At 61.5% G+C, this 14856-nt stretch carries 13 protein-coding genes and 1 riboswitch; of the genes, 3 read left to right on the plus strand and 10 right to left on the minus strand.

Going from position 1 to position 14856, the window contains the following annotated elements:
- Positions 1-2: 2 nt before the first annotated feature.
- The 3 genes from QZ268_RS07685 to QZ268_RS07695 form a co-directional block, all read right to left on the minus strand.
- Entirely contained in the window at positions 3-899 is an 897-nt protein-coding gene (locus QZ268_RS07685) for a carbohydrate ABC transporter permease (protein WP_295450508.1), read from the minus strand.
- Positions 892-1764, minus strand: a complete 873-nt coding sequence (locus tag QZ268_RS07690) for a sugar ABC transporter permease (RefSeq protein ID WP_295450509.1) — start codon at positions 1762-1764, stop codon at positions 892-894. The genes QZ268_RS07685 and QZ268_RS07690 overlap by 8 nt, the downstream gene beginning before the upstream one ends.
- Positions 1765-1856: 92 nt before the next feature.
- Positions 1857-3110, minus strand: coding sequence for an ABC transporter substrate-binding protein (locus tag QZ268_RS07695; protein ID WP_295450511.1), 1254 nt, complete (start codon positions 3108-3110; stop codon positions 1857-1859).
- A gap of 286 nt (positions 3111-3396) precedes the next feature.
- On the opposite strand from QZ268_RS07695, the gene QZ268_RS07700 reads away from it, so the two are divergent.
- From QZ268_RS07700 to QZ268_RS07710, 3 genes are all read left to right on the plus strand, one after another.
- Entirely contained in the window at positions 3397-4152 is a 756-nt protein-coding gene (locus QZ268_RS07700) for a response regulator transcription factor (RefSeq protein WP_295450512.1), read from the plus strand.
- Positions 4149-5633, plus strand: coding sequence for a HAMP domain-containing sensor histidine kinase (locus QZ268_RS07705; RefSeq protein WP_295450515.1), 1485 nt, complete (start codon positions 4149-4151; stop codon positions 5631-5633). Before QZ268_RS07700 ends, QZ268_RS07705 begins: the two co-directional genes overlap by 4 nt.
- 247 nt (positions 5634-5880) lie before the next feature.
- Entirely contained in the window at positions 5881-8391 is a 2511-nt protein-coding gene (locus QZ268_RS07710; protein WP_349376700.1) for a response regulator, read from the plus strand.
- Positions 8392-8426: 35 nt separating this feature from the next.
- Here QZ268_RS07710 and QZ268_RS07715 read toward each other — a convergent pair whose 3' ends face one another.
- The 7 genes from QZ268_RS07715 to thiC are packed head-to-tail and all read right to left on the minus strand — an operon-like array spanning position 8427 to position 14547.
- Positions 8427-9164 carry a hydroxymethylpyrimidine/phosphomethylpyrimidine kinase gene (locus QZ268_RS07715; RefSeq protein ID WP_295450517.1) on the minus strand — a complete coding sequence of 246 codons (738 nt, stop codon included), beginning with the start codon at positions 9162-9164 and terminating at the stop codon, positions 8427-8429.
- Positions 9161-10189 carry a HesA/MoeB/ThiF family protein gene (locus QZ268_RS07720; RefSeq protein ID WP_295450519.1) on the minus strand — a complete coding sequence of 343 codons (1029 nt, stop codon included), beginning with the start codon at positions 10187-10189 and terminating at the stop codon, positions 9161-9163. Before QZ268_RS07720 ends, QZ268_RS07715 begins: the two co-directional genes overlap by 4 nt.
- A complete protein-coding gene (locus tag QZ268_RS07725; RefSeq protein ID WP_295450642.1) occupies positions 10189-10779 on the minus strand; it encodes a thiamine phosphate synthase in 591 nt (196 codons plus the stop codon). The genes QZ268_RS07720 and QZ268_RS07725 overlap by 1 nt, the downstream gene beginning before the upstream one ends.
- Before the next feature lie 14 nt (positions 10780-10793).
- A complete protein-coding gene (locus QZ268_RS07730; protein WP_295450521.1) occupies positions 10794-11561 on the minus strand; it encodes a thiazole synthase in 768 nt (255 codons plus the stop codon).
- A gap of 3 nt (positions 11562-11564) precedes the next feature.
- The gene (gene thiS, locus QZ268_RS07735; RefSeq protein WP_295450522.1) at positions 11565-11762 is read right to left on the minus strand and encodes a sulfur carrier protein ThiS; all 198 of its coding nucleotides are present in this window, start codon (positions 11760-11762) and stop codon (positions 11565-11567) included.
- On the minus strand, positions 11759-12724 hold the full coding sequence (locus QZ268_RS07740) for an FAD-dependent oxidoreductase (RefSeq protein WP_295450524.1): 966 nt from the start codon (positions 12722-12724) through the stop codon (positions 11759-11761). The genes thiS and QZ268_RS07740 overlap by 4 nt, the downstream gene beginning before the upstream one ends.
- Positions 12721-14547 (minus strand): phosphomethylpyrimidine synthase ThiC, encoded by a 1827-nt coding sequence (gene thiC / locus QZ268_RS07745; protein ID WP_295450526.1) that lies wholly within the window; start codon positions 14545-14547, stop codon positions 12721-12723. The genes QZ268_RS07740 and thiC overlap by 4 nt, the downstream gene beginning before the upstream one ends.
- Before the next feature lie 118 nt (positions 14548-14665).
- Positions 14666-14792, minus strand: a riboswitch (TPP riboswitch).
- Positions 14793-14856 lie beyond the last annotated feature (64 nt).

The following is a 14856-nucleotide window of genomic DNA, read 5'->3' on the forward strand; positions in this document are numbered from 1 at the left end:
CATTAGCCTTTTACAGAGCCGGCGGTGAGGCCGCGAATAAAGTATTTTCCTGCAACCACATAGACCAACAGGGTGGGGAGACCGGCAATGATCGCGGCGGCCATGTCGACGTTGTATTCTTTGACGCCAGTGGTGGAGTTGACGATATTGTTCAGCGCCACAGTCACCGGCTGGGTGCCCGCCTGGCTAAAGCTAACGCCAAACAGGAAATCATTCCAGATCTGGGTGAACTGCCAGATCACTGTGACGACGATAATCGGCAGGCTCAGCGGCAGGAATATCGACCAGAAGATGCGAAAGAATCCGGCGCCGTCAACCTTGGCCGCTTTCACCAGATCACCGGGGATGGTGACGTAGAAGTTGCGGAAAAACAGTGTGGTAAAGCCGATACCGTAGACCACATGGGCAAAGATCAGCCCCGGAATTGTCCCCGCCAGCCCCATCAGCCCCAGCATCCGGGCCATGGGCAGCAGCACCACCTGAAAGGGGATGAAGCAGCCAAACAACATCGCCGAGAAGATCAGATTGGCGCCGCGAAAATTCCACTGGGCGATGATATAGCCGTTGGCGGCGCCCAGAAAGGTGGAGATCAACACAGCTGGCACCGCCAGCAGCACCGAGTTCCAGAAATAGGGGCGCAGTCCTTCGCATTGAATGCCGGTGCAGGCCTCGGACCAGGCGGTGCGCCAGGCGTCAAACGTGACTTCGCGGGGCAGCGCCACCAGACTGCCACTGCGGATTTCCTCCAGGCTTTTGAGCGAGGTGGTCAGCATGACAAAAAGCGGCATCAGGTAGAACAGCGCAAACAGGCCCAGCAGGGAAAACAGCAGCCAGCGCAGGGCAATTTGCCCCGGGCGCAGGGGCGGTGACACGGCAGGAGCGGCAGAAAAATCAGACATGTTTCGCCCTCAGTTCGGAATAGAGATAGGGAACAACAATGGCAAAGACCACGCCCATCATCACCATGGCGGAACTCGCCGCTTGACCAATGTCACCACGCGAAAAGGCCATAGCATACATATAGGTTGCGGGCAGATCGGTGGCATAGCCAGGGCCGCCCCCGGTGAGGGCGACCACCAGATCAAAGCTCTTGATCGCCAGATGGGCCAGCACGATAAAGGCGGACAGGAAAATCGGCGCCATCGAGGGCAGGATAATGGCCGAATAGATCCGCCAGCCGGGAATACCATCTATCTGCGCCGCCTTGATGATTTCACCGTCGACGCTGCGCAGCCCGGCCAGAAACAGCGCCATGACAAAGCCAGAGGCCTGCCAGACGCCGGCAATCACCACCGCATAGATCGCCATGTCGGGGTCAATTACCCAGTTGAAGCGAAAGCTCTCATAGCCCCAGCTCCGCACCATGGCCTCGATCCCCAGGCCGGGGTTCATGATCCATTTCCAGGCGGTGCCGGTGACGATCATCGACAGGGCCATGGGGTACAGATAGATGGTGCGCAGCACGCCTTCGACGCGGATGCGCTGGTCCAGCAGGATTGCCAACAGCAGTCCCAGTGCCATGGAAATGCAGATGAATAGCGCGCCAAACAGGAACAGGTTGTCCATGGCGGTGTCCCAGCGCGATGCTGCAAACAGCCGCTTATACTGGATGACCCCATAGAGATCGTATTTGGGCAGTAGTTTTGAACGGGTCAGAGAGATCCAGGCTGTCCAGGCGATGAAGCCATAAACAAAGATGAGGATCGCCACAAACGAAGGGGCCAGTACCATCTTGGGGATCTGGCGTTCCAGCCATGCGCGCATTGGATCGTGCCTTTATGTTTTGTCCCGCCCCGGCAAAATTGCCCGGGCGGAACAGCTCATGTGAGTGGAGCGGGTCGTTTGGTCGGGTGATATTACAGCGAGTTTTCCACTGCGGCGACCAGCATTTCAACCGCCTCAGCCGAGGACATGTCGGAATTGAAATGCGCGGTTACCACATCGGTGATCGCCCCGGACTGGGCGCCGCGCATCGCCATGCCATGGGCATAGCTGGGCAGCAGGGAGCCGTCTTTGGAGCTGGTGGTCATCTCTGCCGATGACAGGTGCGCACAGGAGTCAAAATCGTCCATGGCAACATCAACCCGTGCTGGGATAGAGCCCTTGTTGAGGTTAAAGACCTTCTGGAAATTCTGGCCGACGATCAGCTTGGCCAGTAGGGCCTGACCCTGCTGTTTGTCGTCGCCGCTGACATCAAACATGGCAAAGCTGTCAACATTATAGAGAAAGCCTTCCCCCGGTGCCGAGGCGCAGAGGAAATCCTCACCCGGCACCTTGCCAGCAGCAAGGAATTCGCCCTTGGCCCAATCGCCCATGATCTGAAACGCCGCTTCGCCGTTCATCACCATCGAGGTGGCAAGGTTCCAGTCGCGACCGGGGAAATTGCTGTCCACATAGCCGCGCATTTTGCGCATCTGGTCAAAAACCGCGACCATCTTGTCCGATCCCAGCATTTCAGGGTCCAGATCGACAAAGGCCTGGTGGAACCCATCCGGGCCCAGAAGGCCAAGGGCGACAACTTCAAATACTGTGGCATCCTGCCAGGCCTGACCACCATGAGCCAGCGGGATCACTCCGGCCGCCATCAGCTTGTCTGCGGCGGCGTTAAAGTCGTCCCAGCTGGTTGGCATCGCAATGTCATTGGCGGCGAGGATTTCGGCATTGGCCCAAAGCCAGTCCACCCGGTGCACATTCACCGGCGCGGCGCACCACTGGCCTTCGCATTTCATATGGGCCGCAATGGAGGCTGGCAGCACCTTGTCCCAGCCTTCGGCCTCGGCCACGGCCGAGATATCAGCGAGAACGCCTTCTTCGTACCATTCCTGAATGGCGGGGCCTTTCAGCTGCACCGCAGTGGGGGCATTGCCGGACAAAACCCGCGCCCGCAGCGCCGTCATGGCGGCATCGCCGCCACCGCCTGCCACTGGCATATCGGTCCAGGTGCCGCCATTGGCGGAAAATTCCTGCTGCAATACGGCGACGGATTTGGCTTCCCCGCCCGATGTCCACCAATGCAGCACCTCTGCCTCCGGACCGGCCTGGGCCATGGATACTGCGGATGCAGCGACAACCGCCAGCGTGGACGCGGCCGTAAATACGGATCTTTTCATTTTGTCTTCCTCCCTAAAGTCGTCAAGAGCTCAACCAGCCCCTTTGAACTACGCCACCTCTTCCTCCAAGATGCAGTGGCGCAGATGCCGCCACTGAAGGCGACGGTATTGCCCTAGCCTGCGCTGACGGAGGGGGCTGTCGCAATGGTTGAGCCGACCACTGCAGTGGTCAGAGCGCAGAAATCCGTCACTTCCGTTACAACTTGTTACCTAGCTGTACCTTTGGCCGCAAAAATGGGGCAGTCTGGCAGGCAAAGGCAGAGAGAGTAAGAGGCAGTAAGAGGCTATGACGATACCCCGGCTTATGGTGGTGGATGATGATGCGGAGACCCGTGCCATGCTGACCCAGTTTTTGCAGCAAAACGGCTTTATCGCCCATGCCGCCGAAAATGAGGCAGAGATCCGGGCGCTGATGCAGGCGGGGCGGGTGGATCTGATCCTGTTGGATGTGATGCTGGGATCGGAAAGCGGCGTCGAGATCTGTGCCCGCTTGCGCCGCGAACAGGATGTTCCGATCATTCTGGTCTCGGCGCTGTCTCAGGATCACCAGCGCATGGCGGGTTATGAGGTCGGGGCGGATGACTATGTGGCAAAGCCTTTTAACCCTGAGCTGCTGCTGGCGCGGGTGCGGGCGGTTTTGCAGCGGGCCAACCGCAGTGCCTCGCTGGTTCATCGGCGGCGGCTGGCGCTGTTCCGCTTTGCCGGTTGGACCTATGACGGCAAACGCGATGAGGTGCTCTCGCCGCAGGGGTTTCAGGTGGCGCTGTCGCAGCGGGAGACCAGCCTGCTCAAGGTGTTTTTGGCCAACCCGCATATTCCGTTGAAACGCGAGGAAATCCAGGCGGGCCTGCTGGAAGGTTTTGCCAGTGGCAGCAGTGGCAGCAGTGCAGAGCCCGACGGCTCCGGGCGGGCAATCGACATGTTGGTGGGGCGGCTGCGCTCCAAGATCGAAAGCGACCCCAAAGATCCGCAGATGCTGCGCACCGCGCGCGGCATTGGCTATGTCCTGGCCGTGGATGTGGCGGAAGAGCAGACCGCGTGAGCCGCATCTGGGATCTGAAAACCCAGGCGCGCCTGTGGATCTTTGTCGGCTTTGCCATTGGCCTGGGGGCGGCCTTTCTGTGGCTGCAATCATCCCGCGCCTGGGAGCAGCATCTGGCCCGCAGCCAGATGGCGGGGGTGTTGCTGTATCAGGCCCTGCAGGGCAATGCGCCTGCACCCGCAGGTCTGCAGGTCCAGGCTCTGTCGTTGCAGTCAGACGTGGCCAACGACCATCCGCGCGGTCAACGCCCTGAGGTGCCGGGCGGCGGTTTTGTTACCGAAATCTCGATCTTGGGGGAAACAGGGCGGGCGTTGGGGTTGGGGTCAGGTTTTGGGCCTGGCATGGGGGCAAGCACCGGCACGGTATTGCGGTTGATGATTGTGTCAGATCGCCTGCGCTACGGGGTTGCCGATCTGCAAACCGCGCCCCGGCAAACGGCGGCGCAGCAGCTGGGGGCGGTCACCCGCCTGTTGGCACGCCATTGCAGCGATCCGCTGGTCTTTGCCCAATATGGCGACAGGGGCTGGCGGCAGGTCGAGGGGGCTTCCTACTGGGGCTGTCAGGCGGCGCCGACGGATCTGCGCCTGCTGGCGGTGATCCTGGCGGCGGTGGGGCTGGCGATTGTGCTCAGCCAAAGTGGCGAGACCTCGGCGCGGTTTGGTGCCTTCGCCCGGCTGCTGCGTCAGCCGCGGGTGCTGGGGGGGCCGGATAGCTACTCCGCCCCCGGCCCGGCAGAGCTGCAGGAGATTGTCGCGGCGGTGAATGATCATCTGGCCGGGGCACGGGCGCAGATCGAGAAACGCGCCACGGTTCTGTCGGCGGTCAGCCATGATCTGGGCACGCCGGCCACCCGCTTGCGCCTGCGGGCGGCACTGATCCAGGACCAGACCCTGCGCCGCAAGCTGGAGGCGGATATCGACAGTATGACCGGCATGATCGAAAGCGTGCTGACCTATACCCGCTCGGAACTCAGCCTGGAAGTGCCGCGCCAGATCTCGCTCACCGCGCTGGTGGAGGCGCTGGTGGCGGATTATCAGGATCTGGACAAGCCAGTGAGCTATGTGCGGATGCAGCCCGAGGTGGTTCAGGGGGCGCAGTCGCTGTTTTCAGCCCGCGCGGGGCAGGGCGCCTTGCCGGATGCGCGCCGGGTGCTGGTGACGGCGCGGCCGATCCTGTTGCAGCGCGCCCTGACCAATCTGGTGGACAATGCCCTGAAATACGGCCGCCGTGCCGTGGTGCGGCTGGAGGCGAGCGCCGAGCGGGCGGTGATCACGGTTGAGGACGAGGGATCTGAATTGACCGTGGCCGAGATCCAGGAGGTTCTGGCCCCGTTTCAGCGCGGTGCCAACAGCTCTGCTATTGACGGGTTTGGCCTGGGGTTGACCATCGTTGCCACCGTCGCAGAACAGCATGGCGGCACGCTGCGGTTCGATCAAGGCAGCCAGGGGCTGCGCGCCAGCCTGGACATCCAGCGCCACTAGGGGCCGGTCGGGGCAATGACTGCAGGGGGTGGTGGTGATGAATTCATCTGATAAACGCTCTGCTTTTTGTGACATGTAAATGTTACGGTAGGATTAGGTCTGTAAAGAACTTCGTTGAATGGAAGCGTTTTTAAGCAGATATGAACATCTGTGCGGCAGCTTGCATGACGAACGATAGATAATGGTGAATTGGTTTGGTCTTTTATATGAAGGGCCAAAATGGGTAAGGTTGAGTGGTGTCTGTTCCGTGAGAGGTTCTTCTGCAAAACCCATTGGCGGGCTAGTGCGACGCGCCCATATCCCGGTTCTGGTCGCTCTCGTTATGGTTCTGGCTGCGGGCTATTATTCAGAACAACAAAACGACATCATCCATAATCAGGCGCTGCGGGCCGATGTGCGCCGCGAAGTCAACGAGCTGCAGGTCAGTCTTGAAGGGGCGCTCAATGCCGATCTTCAGCTGGTGCGCGGGCTGGTTGCGGTGTTGTCCACCGAGCCGGACATGTCACAGGAGCGGTTCACCCAGCTGGGGGAAATGGTGCTGGGCAGACAATCGGGCATTAGCCATGTTGCAGCGGCGCCGGACCTTGTGGTTTCGATGATCTACCCGCTGCACGGCAACGAGGCGGCCTTGGGACTGGATTATAACCAAAACGCCGCCCAGCGAGAGGCTGCCTACAAAGTCCGCGATAAGGGCGCAGTGGTTCTGGCAGGTCCGGTCCAGCTGGTGCAGGGCGATGAGGCCTTTATTGGCCGCTTTCCGGTCTTTGTCGGAACAGGGGAAAATCGCCGGTTTTGGGGGATTTTATCCTCGGTCATGAAGGCTGAACCTCTGTACGAGTCGCATGGGTTCAACTCTCCCGACCTGGGCATCGAGGTTGGAATACGGGGACAGGACGGTATGGGGGCCGAGGGCGTACAGTTCTTTGGCGACCCATCCGTTTTTACCGATAACCCGGTCCTTTTGGATATCCCGCTCCCGGTTGGGTCCTGGCAAATTGCAGCGCGCCCCAAGGGCGGGTGGTCGGCCAGCAGGGCCAATCCCTGGCCCTGGCGTCTGTTGGTTTTTATTGCCGGCGGATTTATTGTTGTGCCGATCTATATGATCAGTCGCCTGTCGGCGGCACGGCGCGATGCAATTCGAACCTTAAAGCGGCGCGAACGGCAGTTGGAGACCCTGTCGCGGCGGCTTGAGATTGCGGTGGATATTTCAAAGATCGGCATTTGGGAGCTGAATACCAAGAACAGTACAACCGTCTGGGATCCAAACCTGCGCGAAATCTATGGGTTCAAGCTCAATGATCCGCTGTCGATTGACACCTGGGAGAGTTGCCTGCACCCCGATGATCATAAGAAGACGGTTCTTGAATTCCGCAATGCCTGTCACGTCGGGGGCAGCTACAGATCGGAATACCGCATCATTTTGCCCAGCCGGGAGGTGCGCCATATCCGCAGTATGGGAACCGCCTATGCCGATAGCGATGGCTGGCTGCGGATGGTCGGGGTCAATCTGGATGTGACCCAGGACGTGCAACTGCGCGAAAAGCTGATCGAGGCAAATACGGCGCTGTTGCAGCGCAACAATGATCTGAATGATGCCAAGATCGCAGCTGAAAGTGCCGATCGCGCCAAATCGGAATTTCTGGCCAACATGTCCCATGAGATCCGCACGCCGATGAATGGCATTCTGGGCATGGCGGAGCTGATGTCGGAGTTCGATCTGGGCCCGGAGGAAAGACAATATCTGAGCACCATTCAGGATTCCTCCAACGCGCTGCTTAAAATCATCAACGATATTCTTGACCTGTCGCGTCTCGAAGCGGGGCGCCTGGCGATCAGCCCGATTGATTTTGATCTGCAAAACTGTGTGGCTGGCGCGGTCAATCTGTTGCGGCCCAAAGCTCGGGAAAAAGGCCTTTGGGTGTCGGTGAGTTTTGCGGACAACCTGCCGGAACGGGTGCATGGTGACGATGGCCGCTTGCGGCAAATTCTGGTGAACCTTATCGGCAATGCGGTGAAATTCACCTCTGAGGGCGGCGTGGACATCAGCGTCAGCTGCCGCGCAGACGACCCCTACAATCTGGTGATTGCGGTGGATGATACCGGCATTGGTATCTCAGACCACCAGGCCGAATATATTTTTGATCGCTTCAAGCAGGCGGATGCGGCCACCACGCGGGCCTTTGGCGGCACTGGGCTGGGATTGACGATTTCCAGCATCCTGGCAAAGCGCATGGGAGGCGGCATTGATCTGTGTCGTCTCAAGGAAAAGGGCTCGTGCTTTCGCTTGAAAGTTCAACTGGCCGAGGCGGTCAATTCCAGCGGCGCCTCTCGGGTTGAGACCATGATGGACACTGCAGCTTTGGCAGGCTGCCGGGTTTTGCTGGCAGAGGACAACAGGACCAACCGTTTGCTGGTCCGCAAGTATCTGGCCGATCTGGGCATCACCCTGAGCGAAGCCCATAATGGCCGACAGGCAGTCACCCTGTGTCAGGAGGAAATGGCGCCGGATATCATTTTGATGGATATGTCCATGCCCGAGCTGGACGGGCTTGCGGCAACGCGGGAAATTCGCGCTCTTGAGATCGAGCAGCCGGTGATTGTTGCGCTGACCGCCAATGCCTTTGAATCCGACCGCGAGGCCTGTCTGGCTGCGGGGATGGATTATTTTCTGCAAAAACCTATCAGTAAATCGGTTTTGTTGCGCACCCTGACCATGCTGCGCATTGGCCAGGATGAAAATAACGGCCAATCCGGCTGATCCTGGGATTTTGCCGCGATAACAGGGTTTATGGCTTAACCTGGATTGCTCAACCAAAGGGTCATCTGCGCCTTGGCCTGGGCGCAGGCTTCTGTCACAGATGCGCCCTGCGCCAGCGCACAGGCGAGAGCGGTTGCCAGGCTGCAGCCGGTGCCGCGTTTGCTTATGGGCAGACGTGGGGCTGAAAACATCTGATGGCTGTCAGCGGTAAACAAATGATCCGTGCTGTGGGTGCCCTGGCCATGTCCACCCTTGATCAATACCGCAGCAACGCCCGTCGCCAAAATGATCTGCGCCCGAATTTTCAATTCTGCCAGTTCTGGCGGCTCCTGGGGGTAGTGGCAGGTGCTGGCAAGCCGGGCGCTTTCCTCCAGATTAGGGGTCAACACCGTCACTTTTGGCAGCAGGGGCGTCAGGGCTTCCAAAGACATCAGGTCGCCGCCAGAGGAGCTTTTTAGGACGGGATCCAGCACAATTGGCACCTGGGCGGGCAGCGCTTGTGCCAGGCTCCGGGCGGCTTCTGGGGTGCCGATCATGCCAATCTTGATGGCGCGTGGGATCTGCCCCGCCGGATCAAAGGCGGCTGTGACCTGATCTGCGATAATCTGCGGTGGGATTGGCTGGGTGGCAATCAGCGCCGAGTTGGTCTGCACCGTGACGGCAGTCACCACCGGTGCAACCGAACAGCCCAGGCTTTGGGCCATGGCCACATCGCGGCTCAGGCCGGCACCGCCGCTGCTGTCGGTGCCGGCCACCACCAGAATGCGGCTCATGCGGGGTCACCAACGGCGAGAATTTCAATCTGGTTAAAACCCTGAGCCTGTAGCGCGCGCCCCGTGCGCCATGCCCGGACGCCGGATCGGCAACACAGAACCGTTGGCAGCCTGGGCTCAAGCCTGGCAGGGGCCGGGGCCGCGGCGATGCTATTTGCAGCAATCAGGTCATCGGGCAGGCAGCGCCGCGCCCCGCTGACAGCAGGCTGGGGCGCTTCTTCAACGGGTCGCAGATCTATCACTTGGGCCTGCGCCGGGATCAGCTCGGGGCTGGTGAACCGCAGGGGATCTGCGGGTTCGCAGGCAGAGCTAAAGTCAAAACTGCTCAGGGTCAGATCCGCCATGTCTATCTGCATCACCCGGCCCAGCGGCGCGGGGCTGTGGCCCAGCAGGGTCTTAAGCGCCATCTGTGCCTGCAGCGCGCCAATGGCGCCCACCACCGGTCCCATCACCCCGGCACTGGCGCAGCTGGCGGCACTTTCTGGCAGCTCTGGAAACAGGGCGCGCAGCGAGGGCGCCGCGCCACAAAAGCCACCGACATAGCCCCGTTGCGCCAGCACCGAGGCCGAGATCAGCGGCAATCCCCGCGCCAGACAGGCATCCGACAGGATATAGGAAGTGGCAAAACTATCCGCCGCATCCACCACCAGATCCACCGCGCCCAGATCCCCGTCGCCCAGATCCCTGTCGCCCAGATACCGCGCCACATTTGCCGCGCTCAGAGCCTCTGCGAGGGGGTGCACTGTCAGGCCTGGGTTTCTGGCCATCAGATGCGCCTGCGCCGCGCGGACTTTGGGCTGGCCGATATCGGCCATGGTAAACAGCACCTGACGGTGCAGATTGCTCGCCTCCACCCGGTCTGGATCCAGCAGGGTGAGCTGCCCGACACCGGCACCGGCAAGATACTGCAACACCGGCGCGCCCAGCCCGCCAACGCCCACCACTAGCACATGGGCGCGGGCCAGTCGTGCCTGGCCCACAGCGCCGACCTCGGGCAGGGTCATCTGTCGGGCGTAGCGCGACATCAGGCGCAGGCCTCGGCCCATTGGCGGCAGCGCGCCTCGGGGTCCGGTGCCTGTTGAATATCGGTCACCACGGCGGCGCTATCTGCGCCGGCGGCAAAAACACCGGGCAGGCGCTCGGGCGTTAGGCCGCCGATGGCCACCAGCGGGGTTTGCCCCGCGATCTGTTTCCAGCGGCTGACGCGGTCCAGCCCCTGCGGCCCCCATTTCATTTTCTTCAACAGGGTCGGATAGACCGGCCCCAGCGCCACATAGGCGGGATCATGGCGCAGCGCCCGCTCCAGTTCTGCTTCGTCATGGGTCGACAGCCCATAGCGCACCCCGGCGCGGTTGAGCGCGGCAAAATCGGCGGTTTCCATGTCCTCCTGACCCAGGTGCACAAAGCTGCAGTTTAGATCCAGCGCGATCTGCCAGTGATCATTGACCACCAATTGCGCGCCATGCACGGCGCAGAAATCACGGGCGCGGGCGATCTGGCGGCGCAGCTCAGCCTCGGAGGCGTCCTTGATCCGCAGCTGCACCAATCTGGCCCCCTGGGGCACCAGCAATTCCAGCCGGCCCACGTGGCCGACGATGAGATAAAACCGTTCCATTGCCTGATCGTCCTTCATGTCAGCTCTGCCAGTCCCAAAACCGGGGTCGAGGGCACCGCCATGTCGCGGCGCGGCATGGGCTCGGCCTGATATCCGGCCTGACCGGCCGCCACGGCCTGGGCCATGGCGCGGGCCATTCCGACCGGGTCCCCGGCCTTGGCCACCGCCGTGTTCAGCAGCACCGCATCCAGCCCCAGCTCCATCGCCGCCGCCGCATCCGAGGGGCGGCCAATGCCGGCATCCACCACCAAGGGCGTGTCCGGGAAATGCGCCCGCATGGCCCGAAGCCCATCGGGATTGCGCAGCCCCTGGCCAGATCCAATCGGCGCCCCCCAGGGCATCAGGACCTCGCAACCGGCCTGCAGCAGGTGCTCGCCCACCACCAGGTCTTCGGTGGTGTAGGGAAAGACCTTAAAGCCATCGTCGCTAAGGATCCTTGCGGCCTCCACCAGGCCAAAGACATCCGGTTGCAGGCTGTCGGCATGGCCAATGACCTCGAGCTTGATCCAGTCGGTGTCAAAGATCTCGCGCGCCATCTGAGCGGTGGTCACCGCCTCCTGCACGCTGTGACAGCCGGCGGTATTGGGCAGGATACGGGCGCCGGTCTGGCGCAGCATCTGCCAGAACCCGGTGCCGGCGCCATCGCTGGTTTCGCGGCGCAGGGACAGGGTGATGACCTCGCAACCGCTGGCGGCAATGGCCTCACAGAGCACCTTGGGGGAGGGGTATTGCGCGGTGCCCAGAAACAGCCGAGAGCTGAGCGTGGTGCCGTAAAACTGCATGGCTCAGCCTCCCTGCATCGGCGCCAGGACTTCGATCCGGTCGCCTTCAGTTAACGGGGTGTCAACACGTTTCGCACGCGAAACAAAGCTGCCGTTCAGGGCGGTGGCCAGCGCCGGGCTGGTCAGGCCCAGCTCGTGCAGGGCGGCGCCCAGCGTGGTGGCAGAGATGTCATGCGGTTTGGCGTTTACGGTAATGTTCATCCAGAGGTCTCCAGTAACACGAGGTCTGCGGGCTGTGGCAGCAACCGTTCGGCGGCACGGCGCGCCATGGCTGGCGCCAGAAGAAAGCCGTGGCGGTACAGCCCATTGAGGTGCAGCACGCCGTCCTGTTCGATCAGGCGGGGCAGGTTGTCGGCAAAGGCGGGGCGCAGACCAGCGCCGAGCTCAACCACGCTGGCCTCGCCAAAGCCGGGGTGCAGCGCAAAAGCGGCGCTGAGCAACTCATTGACCGATCGTAGACTGGGCGCGCGGGTGGATGCGCTTTCAATCATGGTGGCACCGATCATAAAATGCTGGTCGCCCCGCGGCACCAGATACAGCGGAATGCGCGGGTGCAGCAGTCGCAGGGTGCGGTTGATCTCGACCCCCTGGCAGTGCAGCAGCGCCATTTCGCCGCGCACCGGGCGCAGGTCTGGCAGGGCGGCGGCCATGCCGGTGCAGTCCAGATCCACGCGCGGTGGAGCCGGGGTGTCATAGCGAATTTGTCCGCCGAGGGTTTCTACGGCGGTGGCAAGGTCAACCAGCGCGCGGCGCGGATCGAGATGGGCTTCGTCCTTGTAGAACAAGCCACCGGCAAAGCGACCTGCCAGGGCGGGTTCCAGTTCGGCGATATCACTGCCGCCCAGCAGCTGGTGGCCCCGGGTGCGTTGGGCAAAGCGGGTGAGCTCGGCCCGGTCGCGGGCAGGCGCAACCACCAGCGTGCCGCGCCGATGCACCGGTGTGATCTTGGCCCACCAGTCACAGGCGCGGCTGCCGAGGCTGACAACCTCTTCTTCGGCGCTTTCGCCTTCGCAAAAGGGCGCCAACATACCGCCGGCAAAGCGCGCCACACTGGCCGCACCCGGGCCTGGCCCGCGTTCAAACAGCGTCACCTTGGCACCGCGTTGCAACAGCTCGTAAGCGGTGGCGAGGCCGGCAAGCCCCGCCCCCGCGATGGTGATCATGCGCCCGGTTCCAGCGCTTTGTCAGCTGGGGCAGGCACATAAAGCTCACCGCCTTCGCGGAACTTGGCGGCCATGGCCTCCATGCCTTCCTTCTGGGCTTCGGCGCGGATGTCGTGGCTGATCCGCATCGAGCAGAATTTCGGCCCGCACATGGAGCAGAAATGCGCCACCTTATGGGCCTCTTTTGGCAGGGTCTGGTCGTGGTAGTCTCGGGCAGTATCGGGGTCCAGCGACAGGTTGAACTGATCCTCCCAGCGGAATTCAAACCGGGCGCGGCTCAGCGCATCGTCACGGCGCTGGGCGCCGGGCATGCCCTTGGCCAGATCGGCGGCATGGGCGGCGATTTTGTAGGTGATCACACCAACCTTGACGTCGTCTCGGTCTGGCAGGCCCAGGTGTTCCTTGGGGGTCACATAGCAGAGCATGGCGCAGCCAAACCAGCCAATCATCGCCGCCCCAATGCCCGAGGTAATATGATCATAGCCCGGCGCGATATCGGTGGTCAGCGGCCCCAGGGTGTAAAACGGCGCCTCGTCGCAGCACTCTAGCTGCTTGTCCATGTTTTCCTTGATCTTGTGCATGGCGACATGGCCGGGGCCTTCGATCATCACCTGGCAATCCTTGGCCCAGGCGATCTTGGTCAGCTCGCCCAGGGTTTCCAGTTCGGCAAATTGCGCTTCGTCGTTGGCGTCGGCAATTGATCCGGGGCGCAAGCCATCGCCAAGGCTGAAGGAGACGTCGTATTTGCGGCAGATGTCGCAGATTTCCTCAAAGTGCTCGTAGAGAAAGCTCTCCTTGTGGTGATGCAGGCACCATTTGGCCATGATCGAGCCACCGCGCGACACAATCCCGGTGACGCGCTCTACCGTCATTGGCACCATATGCAGCCGTACGCCGGCATGGATGGTAAAGTAATCAACCCCCTGTTCCGCCTGTTCGATCAAGGTGTCGCGGAACACTTCCCAGGTCAGGTCCTCGGCAATACCGTTCACCTTTTCCAGCGCCTGGTACATCGGCACGGTGCCGATGGGGACGGGAGAGTTGCGAATGATCCATTCGCGGGTGTTGTGGATGTTGCGGCCGGTGGACAGGTCCATCACCGTATCCGCGCCCCAGCGGATCGACCAGACCAGCTTGTCCACTTCTTCTTCCATCGAGGAGGAAACCGCCGAGGTGCCCATATTGGCGTTGATCTTTACCAGGAAATTGCGGCCGATGATCATCGGCTCGATCTCGGGGTGGTTGATATTGGCCGGGATGATGGCGCGGCCTTCGGCGACCTCCTGGCGGACAAATTCCGGCGTCACATAATCGGGGATATTGGCGCCAAAGTCATTGCCGTCCCGGTGGCAGGGGGAGGTCTCGCGCAGTTGGTTTTCGCGGATGGCAATGAATTCCATCTCTGGCGTGATGATGCCGGCGCGGGCATAGGCCAGCTGGGTCACCGCCTTGCCGTCCTTGGCGCGCAGCGGCGCGGGTTTGACCGGGAACTCCGGCGTCAGGCGGTCGCCTGCGACAAAACCATTGTCCGCATCGGTGATCTCGCGGCCCTGGTATTCCTCAACGTCCCCCCGCGCCAGAATCCAGCTGCGGCGCAGCTGCGCGAGGCCCTGACGGATGTCGGTTTGCTGGTCGGGATCGGTATAGGGGCCAGAGCTGTCGTAGACCGGCAGCGGCGCCTCACCTGCGGTGGGATGGGTGGAAATCTCGCGCATAGGCACACGAATATCGGCGTGGATCTCGCCGGGCACATAGATCTTGCGCGATGCAGGCAGGGCGCCTGTTGTCACCTTTGGGGTGATCTTTGGGGGGCTTACGTTCATTTTGGTGCTCCTCGAGCCAATACTCAAAAAAGTCACCAGATGAGGCATGGCAGGGAGGCGCGGGGAGGATCTACGGCCCTCCCGGTTCGGGCGCAGAGCCAAAGAGGCAAAAGCCCGTTGGCGGCGCGTCCTAGCTTCCTACGCCAGTGTCAACTGGGTCAGGTTCTAAGGGTCGCGTCGCCGGTCAGATTGCTCTGCCCTGTCAGCCTCTCAGTCCCCTCGGTGGGACTCCCCTGCGTGAGTTAAGACCTAGGGGAGGCGATGGGTTGCCGTCAACATGAATTTTGATAGATAAAAATAATTCAATAA

This window comes from uncultured Pseudophaeobacter sp. (assembly GCA_905479575.1).
In the GTDB taxonomy this organism is placed as follows: Bacteria; Pseudomonadota; Alphaproteobacteria; order Rhodobacterales; family Rhodobacteraceae; genus Pseudophaeobacter.

What these genes read in the sequence shown, in the direction of transcription:
- QZ268_RS07685 (WP_295450508.1), bottom strand. Translation starts at nt 899, where the DNA reads ATGTCTGATTTTTCTGCCGCTCCTGCCGTGTCACCGCCCCTGCGCCCG.
- QZ268_RS07690 (WP_295450509.1), bottom strand. Translation starts at nt 1,764, where the DNA reads ATGCGCGCATGGCTGGAACGCCAGATCCCCAAGATGGTACTGGCCCCT.
- QZ268_RS07695 (WP_295450511.1), bottom strand. Translation starts at nt 3,110, where the DNA reads ATGAAAAGATCCGTATTTACGGCCGCGTCCACGCTGGCGGTTGTCGCT.
- QZ268_RS07700 (WP_295450512.1), top strand. Translation starts at nt 3,397, where the DNA reads ATGACGATACCCCGGCTTATGGTGGTGGATGATGATGCGGAGACCCGT.
- QZ268_RS07715 (WP_295450517.1), bottom strand. Translation starts at nt 9,164, where the DNA reads ATGAGCCGCATTCTGGTGGTGGCCGGCACCGACAGCAGCGGCGGTGCC.
- QZ268_RS07720 (WP_295450519.1), bottom strand. Translation starts at nt 10,189, where the DNA reads ATGTCGCGCTACGCCCGACAGATGACCCTGCCCGAGGTCGGCGCTGTG.
- QZ268_RS07725 (WP_295450642.1), bottom strand. Translation starts at nt 10,779, where the DNA reads ATGGAACGGTTTTATCTCATCGTCGGCCACGTGGGCCGGCTGGAATTG.
- QZ268_RS07730 (WP_295450521.1), bottom strand. Translation starts at nt 11,561, where the DNA reads ATGCAGTTTTACGGCACCACGCTCAGCTCTCGGCTGTTTCTGGGCACC.
- thiS (WP_295450522.1), bottom strand. Translation starts at nt 11,762, where the DNA reads ATGAACATTACCGTAAACGCCAAACCGCATGACATCTCTGCCACCACG.
- QZ268_RS07740 (WP_295450524.1), bottom strand. Translation starts at nt 12,724, where the DNA reads ATGATCACCATCGCGGGGGCGGGGCTTGCCGGCCTCGCCACCGCTTAC.
- thiC (WP_295450526.1), bottom strand. Translation starts at nt 14,547, where the DNA reads ATGAACGTAAGCCCCCCAAAGATCACCCCAAAGGTGACAACAGGCGCC.